This is a genomic window from Flavobacterium akiainvivens, assembly GCF_001278115.1.
GTDB classification, from domain to species: domain Bacteria; phylum Bacteroidota; class Bacteroidia; order Flavobacteriales; family Flavobacteriaceae; genus Flavobacterium; species Flavobacterium akiainvivens.
In genome coordinates, this window is the sequence record NZ_LIYD01000005.1 from 2,923,300 (window position 1) to 2,938,515 (window position 15,216).

The following is a 15,216-nucleotide window of genomic DNA, read 5'->3' on the forward strand; positions in this document are numbered from 1 at the left end:
TGCATGGCGAATATCAACAGTAAATCATTCAGCTTTTGGCATATTGCCCTGCCTGGGCTATAACCTGCTCTACGGTAGCTTTTGCAATAATGGCAGCAGGCGGCCACCCGCATACCCTGACGCGCGAGAACGTTTTGGGGTTGTAAAGCGAGTTATCTTTAAAATAAATGCGGTGCTGCCCCATAGGGCCTTCGCACTTGCCTACACCCTCGGGTGGGTTTTGGCACTGTACCAGCACCAGTATAAGGCCATCGGTGCCAAAATAATAATTTTCGGTAAACCAGCCGTCATAGCCTTTGGGCAGCAGCCCCTGGTTTGCACCGGCTACTGATAGTTTTATGAGCCTGCCGTTGTAAAAAAAGCCGGTACCTTTTACGGTTGCAGGGGTTTCTTCGCCGGTAGCGTTGTTTACGGCTATTGTGGTAAGCGGCATGGCATCTATCCGCACAAGGCCGGCCGCTTTAGCGTTTATAAGGCTGTCTGTTGTTTTACCCTGTTTATCTACCTGCATAAAATAGTTGGCCGCAGGCACGGCTTCGGTATCCTGGCTGTAGGCAGGAAGCATGATAAGGGCAAACAACAGGGTAATAAGTGGTTTCATTCTGGTAATCTTTGTAAAGGGCTTAGCCCATCAATTTTCTAATCAGTACAATTTGCCCCAGGTGGTAGTAGCTGTGTTCCAGCACTCCCTCTATGTTGCGCCCGTACGTACTGTACTTTTCGTCTACAAATATAGCACCAAACTGTTCAACGGGCAGCTGTTCAACGGCAAGGGCAAAAGCTTCGGCATTAGCCAGAAGTTGGCTGACCAGCTTTTGCCAGTCGGCCTCACTTTCAATAGGCGGAACATCAAAGGCAAATTTATCGCTAATATCAAGCGTGCCGCCGTTAAGCACTTTCAGCACCCCGCCCAGATAGTAATTTATATGGTAGGCAAGCGCTGCCACGGTATTAAGGTTGGCCACCTTATGTACCGCCTGCTGCCACGTTGTAACCTCTAACTGTTCTTTATAATTTGTATTGGCAATCCACTTCCCGTTAAGGAAAACCTCACGCAGGCGGTTGGCAATAAACGTGTTGCGGTTCATGGCGTTGTTTTTATAAAGATACAAAAATGATGAACACCCTATCCCGGCACCTGCTCGGTAAGCACCTCATTGCCTGCTGCATCAAAATAGGTACAGGTCATTTTTTCTAAGTCCATTGCCCATTTAACAATGCCGTGCTGTGCACAGTGGCTTATGAAAGTGGCATAATCAGTGCCGCCCTGCTGGTGGAGCTTCAGGTCGGCCTTAAACTGTGGCAGGTTTAGCGTTCCGGCAACAGCCACAGGTTCATACTTAGGCTGCGATGCTGTTTTAAAGCCGCCTGTGCCATAATAAACGGCATGGCCATCGTGCACAAAGGTTTCATAATATAGCACACCCAGCGCCTTAAGATTGCGTATGTATGCCGGGAAATCAGCGCCCGATTTTACTTTGCTGTGCGCCTGGCTTATTTGTTCTGTTGTAAACATATAGTATGGTTTTAAACGTATAAAATACCCCTGAAACCCCTTGCGGCATAGTAGCTTTCGGCGCCGTTGTGGTAAATAAATACCGTGCCGTAGCGGTAATCGCCAAAAATACCCCCGCCAAGCTTGCGAATATTATCTGGCGCCAGTACCCAGCTTGAGGTTTTGGCATCAAACGGGCCCAGGGTTTGCAGGTGGCGGTATTGTGCCTCATCCATAAGGGTTATGCCCATTTCGGCAGCCATGCCTGTGGCGCTGTGTTTAGGCTTGTGTTCCTTACGGCTTTCCAGCGCCTGCGGGTCATAGCACACGCTGCGGCGGCCTTTGGGGCTTTCGGGCGAGCAGTCGGCAAAAATAAAGGCTCCGGTTGTGGGGTCAATGCCTATAACATCGGGTTCGCCCTCTGTTTCCTCCATCTGGTCTATGCTCCACAACGCGGCGGGATTATCGTGCAGTTTTGCTTCTACATCGGCCCAGGCTATGCCTTCGTGACGTTTGGTATGCTTTTCAAAACGGGTTTTGAGTATGCCCAGCAGTGTTTCGGTTTGTTCTTGGGATAACTTCATTTTTTTCAGATTGTTGGATTTTTAGATGGTTTGATTTTTAGACAGGACTAAGCTACTAAATTTTTTAAACAGATAACCGAACACATTTTTGAATTGGGTTTTACAACCCTGAAAACCACTAAAAAACAGGTTTGTTTATACCAATTTTTATAGTACGTTTATGCTATTCAACCAATCATAAAAAATTACCAGAAAACATGAAAAAAATTGCCTCTCTTTTGTGCCTGGCCGCCGTTTTTGCGTGCAATAACCCCAAGGCCGACACCAACACCAAACCTGAAAGCACAGCAACATCTGCAAACGAAAAGCTTGTTAAACAGTACTTTGAGCACTTTAACAATCACGACTGGCAAAAAATGGCTGCCATGTATGCCGAGCCTGCCGATTTTAAAGACCCATCGCTGGGGCCGGGCATTGTAAAACAAACCCGTAAGCAAATTGCAGACAAATACACCGAATTACAGGAAGTGCTTACCGATGTGCACGACAGTGTGGTGCAGGTATACCCATCTGGCGAAAAGAATATTATTGTAGAGTTTGTATCTACCGGCACCGCGCCCGACGGCTCTAAATTTGAACTACCCATCTGTACGGTATTTACCATTGAAAACGGGCTGATTGTAAAGGATTTTACCTATTATGATAATTTTGAGGAATAGGCTTTTAGATTATTAGATTGTTGGATTTTCCGATTATTCGACCGGATGTAAATCGAACTATCGAAAAATCCAACAATCTAATAATCTAAAAATCCAACAATCTAAAAATCAAGACTAAAGGATTCCGTTAAGCTTTATATATTGCAGCAGCATGATGGTTTTGGCGTCTTTAATTTCGCCGGTGGCCACCAGGTTCATGGCTTCGTCAATGCCCATCTCCAGGACTTCTATGTTTTCTTCCTCATAGTCTACACCACCACCTTCGCTTACTTTCATATCCTTAGAATATTCGGCCACAAAGAAGTAAATAATCTCGGTTACCGAACCGGGCGACATATAGCTTTCAAACACCTTGCGTACATCGGTTACCTTGTAGCCGGTTTCTTCTTCGGTTTCGCGGCGTATGCAGTCCTCAGGGTTGTCTTTGTCCAGCAGGCCAGCGCAGGCTTCTATCATCATGCCGGTTGGGTTGCCGTTTACGTAGGTGGGCAGGCGGAACTGGCGCGTTAAAATTACAGTGCCCTGCTCTTTGTTATACAGCAGTATGGTGGCGCCGTTGCCGCGGTCGTACGCCTCACGGTGTTGCGATACTACGGCGCCGTTTGGCTTGGTATATTCATAGGTTACCTTGCGCAGGGTGTACCAGTTGTCTGACAGTACTTCGGTTTTTGTGATGCGGATGTCTTTTATCATTTTTTGATTGAACGATTTAATGATTTAAAAATTGAAAGATTTTTGGAACACGCCCTTCGGCAAGCTCAGGGTGACAAGCGGATTTTAACCACCCCACCCTACGGGCACCCCTCCGCGGGAGGGGAATAGCTACACTCAGACTCTTAAACATTGCTATTGCGAGCAGAGGTACGGAGCGCGTCGGTCTTTTAAGGTAAGCAAAATCTTCTACCCCACCAGGCTGGGCCTGTTGTTGTCTAAAATTTCTTTGGCATCGTTATCTATAAGTAGTTGCAGGAACCCCTGGTAGCCATGATCTATCTTGTAGCGCACTTCATCTTCATACACCGGGAAAAAGCTGTATATATTGATTACACCGCCCTCACGGCGAATGCACATTACGTCTTCGCCAAAGGTAACCGACGGCAGTATAACTCCGCCCACAAAGCGTGTTTCGGGGCTGTAAGGCTCCATTTCGGCACTGGACACAATTGAGTGCCCCTCGCCTATCCACGTGTTGTAATGGTGCGGAAAACGCGCGGTTTCTTTAAGCATGGTTATAATGTAGCCGTTTTTAGATTCGGGGGTATATACATCGTCAAACTCAATGTCTTTGGGTATAAGCATCATGAGTTCGGCAAACTTGTAGTCGTCTTTGTTTTCTATGTTGTCGCTTACGTTCATGGCCAGGGTGCTCATGCCCTCGGTAAGCAGTATGTTGTACGTGGCATTGGCCGGTTTTATAAAGTAGACATGCACTTTAAAGTCGGGCGCAAACATTTCGTGAAAAACGGTTGTTTCGGCATTGGGAAAATGCTGGTCTATGTGGCTTGATATCCAGTCGATATGCTCGTCAAAAAATTCGCGTTCGTGAAAAGGGTTGCTCATAGCAGTATTGTTTGTTGTGAACCCCTAAGATACGGATGTTTGGGCAGGGGGTATGTTAAATGATTGTTTTATAAAGATGGAACGCGCCCTTCGGCTCCCGATAGCGCGGGACAGGATGACAAGCGTTTTAACCACCCCGCCCTACGGGCACCCCTCCGAGGGAGGGGAATAGCTACAGGGAGCTTTCTTCACGCGCTGTCATCGCGGGCGGAGGCATGGAGCGCGGCGATCTTTTCGGAGTTTAATTTTTTAACACAAAGGCACGAAGGCCACAAAGGAAGAACACAAAGGGTTGCTGTTTACACGAGCCAGAGGCTCGCGCGAGCGGAAGTGTGCGACGTTTTATTATTAAATTCTGTTATACATTTCAACTATTGAATTAATAACAAGACCAGGGTTATCATTATAAATCAGGTGTCCGCACCCGGTGGCGATTATTCCAATACGATTGGTTTGCGCATTAACAAAGTCCCTATGGCATTTTTTCCAACGTTCAATTTTTTCTGCATCTTTCCAAAACGGTATGCCATTTACAAAATCAATAACCGGAATTTTTGAGGGAAAAGGGGTTTTTCTCATAAGTTCAACTGTACTTCTCAAATTAACCGCCATATAATAAAATCCAGGATTATTGTTTTTCCAGGTTTCAATATCATTTTTTTGTTGTGCAAGAGTTTCGCTAAGATATTCGTCTGTATAATAATCGTGGTTTACATCTATTAAAACGGCACCCTTAACTTTTTCCTGGTTTCTTGCGGCGAACAGTGTTGAATACCATCCTCCGTAGGAATGCGCAACGAGCATGATATTGCCGTTGTAGCCTAACTTTTTTAGAGCAAGTTCTAAATCTTCAATTCCGTGTAAAATATCATGCTTTGTGATATCCGTTTCCAAAGTATCTACCGTACTTTGCCCGAAACCGGCCCGATCATACGTTATTAAAGTTGCCCCCGTTTTTTCAGCTATTGGCTGTAAAATAGTATTCATGGCATTCCCATCTGCACCTCCACCGGTTTCAAATAGTATGGGCATGCCTTTACCTTTTATAATGTGAAAAAGAAGTTTATGTTTTCCTACGTCAACTAATGTGTCAATAGCTTGTGACTGACACGTTAAAAAGATAAAGAATGTGATAATGCTTATCGATGCTTTCATTTTTTGAGGTTTATTTTTTTTAAACACAAAGGGTACTTTTTTAAGAGTATGTGGTGTTTATTGATGATATGGGAATCTTGCCCATATTTTTGTTTTTGCACGAGTCGGGGGCTTCCGCCGGCTAAGAATTTATTTAATTGTAAGAAATCCGAAATTTTTGATTGTTTCTCTTATGTCACCAATAATTAATAAACGGAGACCCCACCATCGTTTGGTTATCCCTGCATTTAACTTTGCTTCAATTTCCTTCACTTGTTCTTCATTCATTTTAGGCACGTCCAAGGTAAGTTCTAGTTTATTAAGTATTCTTTGATAATGAAGCCTGACTTCCAGCGCCATCTTTGATGAAACAAACAAGACTGCAATCAACAATAAAATAAGGATCAGCAATGAATTGAAAACCACAATATATTTCCAAGAACAAATCATTAATATGATCACAATTAGACATTCGAAAGTCAAGACCTCGTTATATTTACTATACTTCGCTAATCGTTTTGAGAACCAGCAATCATCATCATGTAAATTTTGAATATTATCTTTTTTTGCAAAAAATAATAATTTCTGGATTTCAACCTCTAAGCTAGCCGGATCGCTTACATTAGATAAATATCTAAGTATCCTTTTGGTAGAATGAGGCGTGATACTCAGATAGCCACCTCTCCAAAAGACAGAAATTTGTATAATAGAGTTTAGGAAAATCAAAGTATTATTAAATGTGTAGCAACTGAGTATAAAAACAACTAATACATATATTCCAAAAAAATTTTCAAGCCCCAAATCAACAAGAAATATCTTAGATGTTTCTGCAAAAGTCTTAATCAGATTTGATGTTTGCGATATGATTAGTTCTTTAGATTTTGCAACTATGATAAAATTTAGAATTAAGACCGTCAAAAAAAGCCTTATTAATAATGGGAAAAATAAATTCCATAAATCAATAATAATATTTTTCAGGTCTTTCATACAAAAGGCATTAATTATGAAACAAAAAAGCTGTTACGTAATTATTCATAACAGCTTTTTCTAATTAAAATCTTATTTCATCTTCAATAACCAGTTCCTAACCGAAACTTCGTCGTTTATAATACCGCGCAGTTCAGAGATTGCAACCCTGTCCTGAGCCATGGTATCGCGGTGGCGGATGGTTACCGTTTGGTCTTCCAGCGTTTGGTGGTCTACCGTAATGCAGAACGGTGTGCCCAGCGCATCCTGCCTGCGGTAGCGGCGGCCTACGGCATCTTTCTCATCATACGCCACGTTGAAGTCCCACTTAAGGTCTTCGATTATTTGGCGGGCAACATCGGGCAGGCCGTCTTTTTTAACCAGCGGCAATACGGCAGCCTTTGTAGGGGCCAGTACGGCAGGCAGGCTCAGCACGGTACGGGTTGAGCCATCCTCCAGGGTTTCTTCCTTAAGCGATGTTGAGAACACGGCAAGGAACATCCTGTCAAGGCCCACCGAAGTTTCTACCACATACGGCACGTAGTTTTCGTTTAGCTCAGGGTCGAAGTATTGCAGCTTTTTACCGCTGTGCTCTTCGTGTGCCTTAAGGTCGAAATCGGTACGGCTGTGGATGCCCTCAAGCTCTTTAAAGCCGAATGGGAAGTTAAACTCAATATCGGCAGCGGCATTAGCATAGTGTGCCAGCTTTTCGTGGTCGTGAAAACGGTAGTTTTCTTTGCCCAGCCCAAGCGACAGGTGCCATTTTAGCCTGGTTTCCTTCCAGTACTCGTAGTATTTCATTTCCTCGCCCGGACGAACGAAGAACTGCATTTCCATTTGTTCAAACTCCCTCATACGGAAAATAAACTGGCGCGCCACAATCTCGTTACGGAATGCCTTACCGGTTTGCGCAATACCAAACGGCACCTTCATGCGGCCGGTTTTTTGCACGTTAAGGAAGTTTACAAATATACCCTGTGCCGTTTCGGGGCGCAGGTACAGGTCCATAGCGTTAGCCGCCTCAGCGCCCAGCTTAGTGCCAAACATAAGGTTAAACTGGCGCACATCGGTCCAGTTTTTAGAGCCGGTATCCGGGTCGGCTATCTCAAGCTCTTCGATAAGGGCTTTTACGTCGGCCAGGTTTTCGGTTTCTAACGAACGCGCCATGCGCTCCAGTATCTCGCGGTTTTTGGCAAGATAGTCTTTCACACGGGTGTTGGTAGCCTTAAACTCTTCTTCGTTAAAGGCATCGCCATACTTGGCACGTGCCTTTTCTATTTCTTTTTGGGCTTTTTGGTATATTTTTTCGGCGTGGTCTTCAATAAGCACGTCGGCCCTAAAGCGTTTTTTGCTGTCTTTGTTGTCTATAAGCGGGTCGTTAAAGGCATCTACGTGGCCGCTGGCCTTCCAGGTGGTGGGGTGCATAAATATTGCGGCATCTATACCCACAATGTTTTCGTGCATTTGCACCATGCTTTTCCACCAGTACTCGCGGATGTTCTTTTTTAGTTCGGCACCGTTTTGACCGTAGTCATACACTGCGCTTAACCCATCATAAATTTCGCTCGACTGGAAGATGTAGCCATACTCCTTTGCGTGCGATATAACATTCTTAAATTGATCGTCTTGTTTTGCCATGGTGCAAAAATAGGAAAAGGGAATTAAGATTTAAAAATTGAAGGATTTAAAGATTGAAAAAATGATAATTCGGTTATTCGGTTATTTGTTCCAGCGCATATTAGGTAATGTGCAATATTGTTATGGTACCCGGGGCGATGCCCCGGGCTAATGTGCGCGACCCCTTCAGGGTCGGGGAAAAAGTGAATTCCTACTCCCCATCCCATTTTTGCATGATGTTCTTTTCCCAAAGTGCTTTTGCATAATTGCGGAATACTGCCGGGGCTCCGTTAAAGGCAGGGTCAAACTCATAGCCCCCGCCCATGTAATGGTCTGCGCCTTTATCATCGGTACCGCCAAAAACCTTGTTTTCGCCGCGCATGGCATATTTTTTTGTACCCTCATACATTATAACCTTCATGCCACAGGGGCTTACATCGCCATGGCAGCAATGCTTGTACATGAGCCAGACTTCGTTATGCCCGTCTTTATCTAAATCGGTTACCTGAAATGTGCCTTTTAAAAACGCAAGCTCCATATCAACAGGGCAATCTGACACATAGTCATATACTTTCCAGGTTTGGGTGGCAACGCCGTTTTTTACAAGGTAGTGATAGGCAAAGAGTTCGGCATCCTGCCCTTCGGTTTCGTGTACAAACCTGTTGCTTACATAAGCCCCGGTTTGGGTGGTTATAACAATGTTATCGCCCAGGCTGTCGGTATACCGAATGGCATCTTTTACCTTGCCTTCGTAGGTTATGCCTTTCGGCAGGTTTTTAAGGTCGGCCTTTTGTGTGGTTTGCGCCTGTGCGGAAACAAGGCACACCATAAGGAGTATTAGCAGGAGTTTGATGTTCATAAGGGCGAAGATAATTGGTTAGTGCAAAATAATGAATTTATTGATACGGGAGATGATCCTGAAGGGGTAACGTGCAACATCGTTATTGTACCCAGGGCAATGCCCTGAGGTCAACATTACCATTTAACCACCCCGCCCTCCGGGGGAGGGGAATCCACTCGTGCCCTAAACCCATCGTTGCGTGAGACAGGCGAAGCCTGTCTCTACAGCCACCCTGTTATCCTGAATCTTTAAATTTTTCAATCCTTAAATCTTTAAATAAAATAATTACTTTTACTACAAACAAACCACCCCATGAAACACATATACAACCTGTTAACCTTTGGCATAAGCCTGTTTGCGCTTAGCACATACGCACAGGAAGCCACAATACCCGTAGCCGATAACCTGGTGGCAAAGCTGCCTGCACTGCCTGCTGCCATTGCCGAAGACGTAAAACCCTATACCGATGCCCGCTCGGCTGGGCTGGCCGGTTGGCACCCCGTTACCAAGGAAATGTTCATTTCAACCCGGTTTGGCAACACCGCGCAAATACACCGGGTGGCCATGCCGGGTGGCGACCGCAGGCAGCTTACTTTTTTTGACGAAGCGCCGGGCGGGTTTAGCATACAGCCCACTACGGGCGAGTACTTTTTGTTTAGTAAAGACAAGGGTGGCGATGAGTTCCGCAGCCTTTATAGATATGATATAGCTACCGGAAAAAGCACGCTGCTGGCCGGTGCGCCGCGTTCGCAAAACGGCGGTGTAAAGTGGAACGAAGCCGGAACCAAAATTTTATATACCAGCACCCGCCGCAACGGTGCCGACCGCGACGTGTACCTTATGGATCCGCTTGACCCATCATCCGACAGGAAAATACTGGAAGTAACCGGCGGCGGCTGGAGCATTGCCGACTGGAGTAAAGACGAGAAGCTGGTGTTGCTTACCAACTATGTTTCGGTTAACGAGGTACAGACGTATGTGTATGATATGGAGGCGGGTAAGCTGACAAAAATACTCCCTAAAAAAAACGAACGCACAGTATATAACGGCATTAAGTTTGCCCACGGCAACACCCACATTTTTGTTTTAACCACCAGCGGCAGCGAGTTTCTGCGTCCTGCCATAGCAGAAATTAAAACCGGCAAGCTAATGTGGCTGGCAGAGGGCATCAACTGGGATTTTGATGCATACGCCATAAGTAAAGACGGCGCTAAGGCCGCATTTGTAGTAAATGAGGCGGGCCAAAGCAAGCTGTATATCCAGAATATAACCACCAAACGATATGAGGCCGTTACTGTAATACCTACGGGTGTTATAGACGGCGTGGAGTGGCATAACGACAATATTTCGCTGGGCATTACCTTTGGTACGGCCACCTCAAGCGGAGATGTATATGAATACAACACCAACACCCGTAAACTGACCCGCTGGACCGAGAGCGAGCTGGGGCCCATGAGCCTGGACGGCCTTGGCGAACCGGAACTGGTAAAATGGAAAAGCTTTGACAGGCAGGAGATTTCGGGTTTCCTGTACAAAGCCAACAAGAAGTTTACGGGTAAGAGGCCGGTTATAATCAACATTCACGGCGGGCCGGAAGGGCAAAGCCAACCGTTTTTTATAGGCCGCTACAACTACTACCTTAACGAGCTGGGGGTGAGCATCCTGTTCCCTAACGTGCGCGGCAGTGTGGGCTATGGCAAGACCTTTACCGACCTTGATAACGGCTATAAGCGCGAAGACAGCGTAAAAGACATTGGCGCCCTTCTGGACTGGATTGCCACGCAACCCAGCCTTGACCCTGACCGTATTATGGTTATGGGCGGCAGCTATGGCGGCTACATGACCCTGGCCTGCGCCACACATTATAACGACCGCATTCGCTGCAGTGTTGATATTGTGGGCATCAGCAACTTTAATACGTTCCTTAAAAATACCGAAAGCTACCGCCGCGACCTGCGCCGCGTAGAGTATGGCGATGAGCGCGACCCTAAAATGGCGGCTTTTTTTGAAAAGATTGCCCCGCTAAACAACGCCGGCAAGATTACCAAGCCCATGTTCATAATCCAGGGTAAGAACGACCCGCGTGTGCCCTACACCGAGGCTGAGCAGATGGTACAGAAAATTGAGACCAACAAGGGTGTGGTGTGGTACCTTATGGCAAATGACGAGGGCCACGGTTTCCGTAAGAAGAATAACCAGGATTTTCAGTTTTATGCGGTTACGGCTTTTGTGAAGGAGTACCTTTTAAAATAGTCGAAAGTTTTAAAGTCGAAGGTCGAAAGTTGTGGGGTCTGTAGGGATGAGCCGACCCTAAAGGGTCGGGAATTTGTTCATTTATTGGATTCCTTGTGTATTTAAATTTCCAACTGTAATAAAAAATCCTTTAAAATCTTTATGTTCTCCCTTTATACTTATCAATACTTGTATTTTTAAATTATATATATCTAATGAAGTATTTTTAGAAATAATAGTTCCGATTTTTAATATATCAAATGATTTAAATTTATCTGAATTAGGATTTCCAAATAATAAGGATCCATGATCTTTTGAAAACTCCTTGAAGTAACTTATTTTGTAGAAATTTTCTATTTTCATTATCATTAAATTTTCGATAGTATTTATTGTCTGGTCAAACCATTGTAAAGACTTGTAATCGGTCAGCAATCTGTTTAAATTATCTTTCGAAAGAATGCGGGAATTATTAATAATTGCTGCTCCAAAAAAGTTTTTATCATAACAATAAATTTTGTCATATGTCGTAGCATATCTTAATTCAATTCTTCCTATTATATCAAATAGATTTATATTCAATTTTCCTGTCAAACTTCCAGAATTAAATCTTTTTACATTCAACTGAAAATAAATCGCAAATATTAAAGATTGAAGTGGATTGTCAAATATTTGAAAACCACCATCACCAGTACTAATAAAATTTTCCTTAAAGTCAGAAAAAGTACTTCCATAATTTTGAAAGAAATACTTTTCTCCTATTGAACAATTTTCAACGGTTATTTTATATAATGAATTGAATAACACCGGAACATAAACTTGTATATCTTCAGAGTACTCACTATATTTATATATATCTATACCTAAGACCGATTTATTTTCGATATACTCTTTATGTAAATTTTGTTTCTGTTCTTCATTAAGCGATTTAGAAAGTTCAACTTCTGGTTCAAATTTTTTCATGTACAATTTCGGTTAATTTTATGGTGTGGCTTTAATAGCCATCCAAATACTTATTTGAGCAACTTCATAAACCTACATAAAATAATAAATAACTCTATTAAAATAGCAAGAAACAATTATGAATAAAAAAACGATAATATGAACTATTTTAAAGAAATAATTCTGCTTCAAAAAAATAGTATTACACATTTTTTGTGCTTTGGGCTTTATGACTTCCGACCTTTGACCTTATAACTGAATCTTAAACTCCAAAAGTGAAGAACTACCGTTAATTTGATGTTAAAAAGTAAGAATTTACTGTATTGCGAAATCAACCTGAAAACGTATATTTGGGTAACTGATTTTTTATGCTAAAACCGCTCCTCAACCTTATCTACCCTCCCCTGTGCCCCGGGTGCAATGAACCCCTGCCGGAAGAAACCGCCATGATCTGTACCACCTGCCGGCACGATATGCCGTTTACCAACCACCATTTACAGCTTGATAATGAAGCACATAAAAAGTTTTTAGGCCGGTTACCGGTAGAGCATGTGTCGGCCCTGCTGTATTTTCATAAGGAGGGAATAGGCCAGAATTTGGTACACAACCTTAAGTACCGCCGCCAGCAGCAGGTTGGCACGCTTATGGGGCAATGGTATGCCAAAGACTTAGCCAAAGTTACTGTTTTACAAGACGTTACAGATGTAATACCCGTACCCCTGCACCCTAAAAAACTCCGCGAACGGGGCTATAACCAAGCCGCCGGGTTTGCCAAAGCACTGGCTAACGGACTGAATACCAACTATAACGACACCCTGCTGCTGCGTGCTACCTACAACAAGACCCAAACCCAGAAGAACAGGGAGAAACGGGCAGAGATTATCAATTCGGCATTTAGCGTAAACTACTCTGAATCAGACCACAATAAGCACTTTTTACTGGTAGATGATGTAATAACCACCGGTGCTACCCTTGAAGCCTGCGGCAGGCTGCTGCTACAGGTGCCCGGGGCAAGGCTGAGTATTGTTACCATAGCTTACGCGCATAGTTAAAATACTGATATACAAATAAAAAGACCACCTTTCGGCAGCCCTTCCATTCCCTGTAGAGGGGTATTAAGCTATTCTATTATCAGTTTTGTGGTTTGCTGCACACCACTGTCATTTTGTAATTTCAGCATGTACACACCCGAGGCAACGTTTTGTAAATCAACCTGTTGGGAGCCTGAGGTAATAATACCCTCCATAACTTTAGCGCCTAAAAGTGAATATATTTCAAATGACAGGTTTTCTTCAGTATTGATATTCAGCACATTATTAGCAGGATTAGGGTATACCTGTACATTTTTAAGCCCAAATTGCCCGGCACCGGCCACAACATTAACCTGCTGGCAAGACTCTATAGCACCACAAAGGTTTGATATTGTTACACATACCTCATATGTACCGGGCTCTTCAAAGTAATAGGTAGGGTTTACTTCGGTAGATGTACCCTCACTGCCAAAGTACCAGTTAATGGTATAGTAGCCGGTATCACCGGTATATTCAAAGGCAAAAGCACCTTCTTGATTGTTAAGTGCTTCACTTACAGTAAATGACGGTTGAGGCGTATTGCAATAGCACTCATCTGTACCGTACTTAGCCACCAGGAAATCAGTCTGTTGGGTATCGGTATACAGTTCATGGTCGCCAAAGGTAACATGATAGGCAAACTCAGCACCAAGGTAAAAGGCACCGTTAGCCGCGGTAAGCGCCGAGCCCCTGTCCCAAGACCCTATATTACTTTCAATTTGCTCAACACCAGCCACTTCTCCCGTTTGAGCGTTAAATTTATAGACGTATATATCATCTCCCTGGTTAAATACAAGGGGTACCTGATAATCACCCCATGTAATGCCCATGCCACCCCCGGTAATCCATACTTCATCGCCATTAACCGCAATACCGTTTCCAAAGTTAGCCGACTCTACCGCATCGGGCGCTGTACCCCAAATTGTATTACCTTCTGAATCAAGTTTATACACTACCGGATAGGTATACACATATTGTGGGTCGAATGACACGCTGCCAAAAGTATCATCATGGTAGCTTGCCCCGGTAAGGTATATATTCCCTTGATTATCAAGCGTTATATCATTAAAACCATGGCCAAACATAATGGTGGTGTTCTGCTTTAGCCACTGTGCCTGGCCATTGCTGTTAAAAGCCGCTATGTAAGCACTACCCGTAACCTGCTGGCCGTCAACCTTGACATAATCGCTGTCATCAAATGTAAAACGGTATCCTGCCAGGTAAATAACACCTGTTACATGATTGCGTACCATTTTGAAATTCAAAATATTACCAGAAGTTATTTCGACTTCAAAAGGGTGGGCTTCAATAAAATTGCCATCAGTATCATATTTAAGCAGGTGCAATGTTCCGGTAGTGGTGTTTTGGTAAGCACCATCGCAATAGGTACCTGCTGCCAGCTGGCATAGCCAGTAGGTATTACCCTGAGGGTCAACCTCTACGCCCAGGTTGCGGTTTTGTGTAACCGACTCTGAAAATGTAAGCCCCGGTGGCTGTGGGGTGTGTACCCATTCCAGTTCGCCATCGTTACTGTATTTAAACAGGTAAAGTGCTTCATTATTAGTGTTCCAGTTGTCATACTCTACTGCGTAATCTTCGTCAAAATGTATCCCTTCAAATTCGCTGCCGGGGCTGCTGGTGTTTATCAAAAAGCCTGATGCATATACATTGCCGGCGGCATCAGTCTTTATATTCTTAATATAATCATCTGAAGGGCCGCCAATTACCTTAGCCCAACGCAGGGTACCATCGCAGGCAAAGCTTGATATCATGTAGTCTACCGTGGCATAGCTGGAGGCATAGGCCCCAAAAGATTGTTTCGGTACACCATCTACCTCAAGGTTAGATATACCCACCGGCGAAAGCGCAAAAACATTGTCTTCGGGGTCGGTTGCCATGCTGGTAACCGTCTCAGGCTTAGAGTATCCTGCGGCCTGTATCTGGTCATTAGCGCCGCCAAATTTTGCCCACTGCCATTCCTGCCCAATGGCCATTGCGGGTAATAATAAAGACAATAGGGGTAAGGCAAGCCTGTAAGGCCTGCAATGGTAGTGTTTTAGCATGTTGAATATAGTTGATTGGTTTTTTCAGATAACAGCCCTACAGGGTTTTACCCTAC

Annotated in this window: 15 protein-coding genes; 3 read left to right on the forward strand and 12 right to left on the reverse strand. The window is 44.2% G+C overall.

The features are described from left to right. Positions 1-28: 28 nt before the first annotated feature. Genes AM279_RS13110 through AM279_RS13125 form a run of 4 tightly spaced genes read right to left on the reverse strand, consistent with a single transcriptional unit; the run spans position 29 to position 2,079 of the window. Positions 29-601, reverse strand: coding sequence for a hypothetical protein (locus AM279_RS13110; protein WP_054408482.1), 573 nt, complete (start codon positions 599-601; stop codon positions 29-31). A 22-nt stretch (positions 602-623) separates the two neighbouring features. Continuing rightward, complete coding sequence (locus tag AM279_RS13115; RefSeq protein ID WP_054408483.1) at positions 624-1,088, reverse strand: DinB family protein; 465 nt, start codon at positions 1,086-1,088, stop codon at positions 624-626. 38 nt (positions 1,089-1,126) lie between these two features. Beyond that, on the reverse strand, positions 1,127-1,516 hold the full coding sequence (locus AM279_RS13120; RefSeq protein ID WP_054408484.1) for a DUF1398 domain-containing protein: 390 nt from the start codon (positions 1,514-1,516) through the stop codon (positions 1,127-1,129). Positions 1,517-1,527: 11 nt separating this feature from the next. Continuing rightward, entirely contained in the window at positions 1,528-2,079 is a 552-nt protein-coding gene (locus AM279_RS13125; RefSeq protein ID WP_054408485.1) for a DUF4256 domain-containing protein, read from the reverse strand. 197 nt (positions 2,080-2,276) lie between these two features. Between AM279_RS13125 and AM279_RS13130 the strand changes: the two genes are divergently transcribed. Then, entirely contained in the window at positions 2,277-2,738 is a 462-nt protein-coding gene (locus AM279_RS13130; RefSeq protein WP_054408486.1) for a nuclear transport factor 2 family protein, read from the forward strand. A 114-nt stretch (positions 2,739-2,852) separates the two neighbouring features. On the opposite strand, the gene nudK is transcribed toward AM279_RS13130, so the two are convergent. The 6 genes from nudK to AM279_RS13160 form a co-directional block, all read right to left on the reverse strand. Continuing rightward, positions 2,853-3,431 carry a GDP-mannose pyrophosphatase NudK gene (gene nudK / locus AM279_RS13135; RefSeq protein ID WP_054408487.1) on the reverse strand — a complete coding sequence of 193 codons (579 nt, stop codon included), beginning with the start codon at positions 3,429-3,431 and terminating at the stop codon, positions 2,853-2,855. Positions 3,432-3,638: 207 nt separating this feature from the next. Continuing rightward, complete coding sequence (locus AM279_RS13140) at positions 3,639-4,298, reverse strand: suppressor of fused domain protein (protein WP_054408488.1); 660 nt, start codon at positions 4,296-4,298, stop codon at positions 3,639-3,641. 348 nt (positions 4,299-4,646) lie between these two features. Continuing rightward, complete coding sequence (locus AM279_RS13145) at positions 4,647-5,453, reverse strand: alpha/beta fold hydrolase (protein WP_054408489.1); 807 nt, start codon at positions 5,451-5,453, stop codon at positions 4,647-4,649. 129 nt (positions 5,454-5,582) lie between these two features. Continuing rightward, complete coding sequence (locus AM279_RS13150) at positions 5,583-6,419, reverse strand: hypothetical protein (protein WP_054408490.1); 837 nt, start codon at positions 6,417-6,419, stop codon at positions 5,583-5,585. A gap of 72 nt (positions 6,420-6,491) precedes the next feature. After that, positions 6,492-8,036, reverse strand: coding sequence for a glycine--tRNA ligase (locus tag AM279_RS13155; RefSeq protein WP_054408491.1), 1,545 nt, complete (start codon positions 8,034-8,036; stop codon positions 6,492-6,494). Positions 8,037-8,226: 190 nt separating this feature from the next. Then, complete coding sequence (locus tag AM279_RS13160) at positions 8,227-8,874, reverse strand: M949_RS01915 family surface polysaccharide biosynthesis protein (RefSeq protein ID WP_054408492.1); 648 nt, start codon at positions 8,872-8,874, stop codon at positions 8,227-8,229. A gap of 294 nt (positions 8,875-9,168) precedes the next feature. Here AM279_RS13160 and AM279_RS13165 point away from each other — a divergent pair, with 294 nt between their 5' ends. Further along, positions 9,169-11,109, forward strand: a complete 1,941-nt coding sequence (locus AM279_RS13165; RefSeq protein WP_054408493.1) for a S9 family peptidase — start codon at positions 9,169-9,171, stop codon at positions 11,107-11,109. Between the two features lie 81 nt (positions 11,110-11,190). On the opposite strand, the gene AM279_RS13170 is transcribed toward AM279_RS13165, so the two are convergent. Continuing rightward, positions 11,191-12,048, reverse strand: coding sequence for a hypothetical protein (locus AM279_RS13170; protein WP_054408494.1), 858 nt, complete (start codon positions 12,046-12,048; stop codon positions 11,191-11,193). A gap of 347 nt (positions 12,049-12,395) precedes the next feature. On the opposite strand from AM279_RS13170, the gene AM279_RS13175 reads away from it, so the two are divergent. Then, the gene (locus AM279_RS13175) at positions 12,396-13,079 is read left to right on the forward strand and encodes a ComF family protein (RefSeq protein WP_054408495.1); all 684 of its coding nucleotides are present in this window, start codon (positions 12,396-12,398) and stop codon (positions 13,077-13,079) included. Between the two features lie 68 nt (positions 13,080-13,147). Here the strand turns inward: AM279_RS13175 and AM279_RS13180 are convergent, their stop codons facing one another. After that, positions 13,148-15,160 carry a T9SS type A sorting domain-containing protein gene (locus AM279_RS13180; protein ID WP_082344230.1) on the reverse strand — a complete coding sequence of 671 codons (2,013 nt, stop codon included), beginning with the start codon at positions 15,158-15,160 and terminating at the stop codon, positions 13,148-13,150. Positions 15,161-15,216: the final 56 nt, after the last annotated feature.

What these genes read in the sequence shown, in the direction of transcription:
- AM279_RS13110 (WP_054408482.1), bottom strand. Translation starts at nt 601, where the DNA reads ATGAAACCACTTATTACCCTGTTGTTTGCCCTTATCATGCTTCCTGCC.
- AM279_RS13115 (WP_054408483.1), bottom strand. Translation starts at nt 1,088, where the DNA reads ATGAACCGCAACACGTTTATTGCCAACCGCCTGCGTGAGGTTTTCCTT.
- AM279_RS13120 (WP_054408484.1), bottom strand. Translation starts at nt 1,516, where the DNA reads ATGTTTACAACAGAACAAATAAGCCAGGCGCACAGCAAAGTAAAATCG.
- AM279_RS13125 (WP_054408485.1), bottom strand. Translation starts at nt 2,079, where the DNA reads ATGAAGTTATCCCAAGAACAAACCGAAACACTGCTGGGCATACTCAAA.
- AM279_RS13130 (WP_054408486.1), top strand. Translation starts at nt 2,277, where the DNA reads ATGAAAAAAATTGCCTCTCTTTTGTGCCTGGCCGCCGTTTTTGCGTGC.
- nudK (WP_054408487.1), bottom strand. Translation starts at nt 3,431, where the DNA reads ATGATAAAAGACATCCGCATCACAAAAACCGAAGTACTGTCAGACAAC.
- AM279_RS13140 (WP_054408488.1), bottom strand. Translation starts at nt 4,298, where the DNA reads ATGAGCAACCCTTTTCACGAACGCGAATTTTTTGACGAGCATATCGAC.
- AM279_RS13145 (WP_054408489.1), bottom strand. Translation starts at nt 5,453, where the DNA reads ATGAAAGCATCGATAAGCATTATCACATTCTTTATCTTTTTAACGTGT.
- AM279_RS13150 (WP_054408490.1), bottom strand. Translation starts at nt 6,419, where the DNA reads ATGAAAGACCTGAAAAATATTATTATTGATTTATGGAATTTATTTTTC.
- AM279_RS13155 (WP_054408491.1), bottom strand. Translation starts at nt 8,036, where the DNA reads ATGGCAAAACAAGACGATCAATTTAAGAATGTTATATCGCACGCAAAG.
- AM279_RS13160 (WP_054408492.1), bottom strand. Translation starts at nt 8,874, where the DNA reads ATGAACATCAAACTCCTGCTAATACTCCTTATGGTGTGCCTTGTTTCC.
- AM279_RS13165 (WP_054408493.1), top strand. Translation starts at nt 9,169, where the DNA reads ATGAAACACATATACAACCTGTTAACCTTTGGCATAAGCCTGTTTGCG.
- AM279_RS13170 (WP_054408494.1), bottom strand. Translation starts at nt 12,048, where the DNA reads ATGAAAAAATTTGAACCAGAAGTTGAACTTTCTAAATCGCTTAATGAA.
- AM279_RS13175 (WP_054408495.1), top strand. Translation starts at nt 12,396, where the DNA reads ATGCTAAAACCGCTCCTCAACCTTATCTACCCTCCCCTGTGCCCCGGG.
- AM279_RS13180 (WP_082344230.1), bottom strand. Translation starts at nt 15,160, where the DNA reads ATGCTAAAACACTACCATTGCAGGCCTTACAGGCTTGCCTTACCCCTA.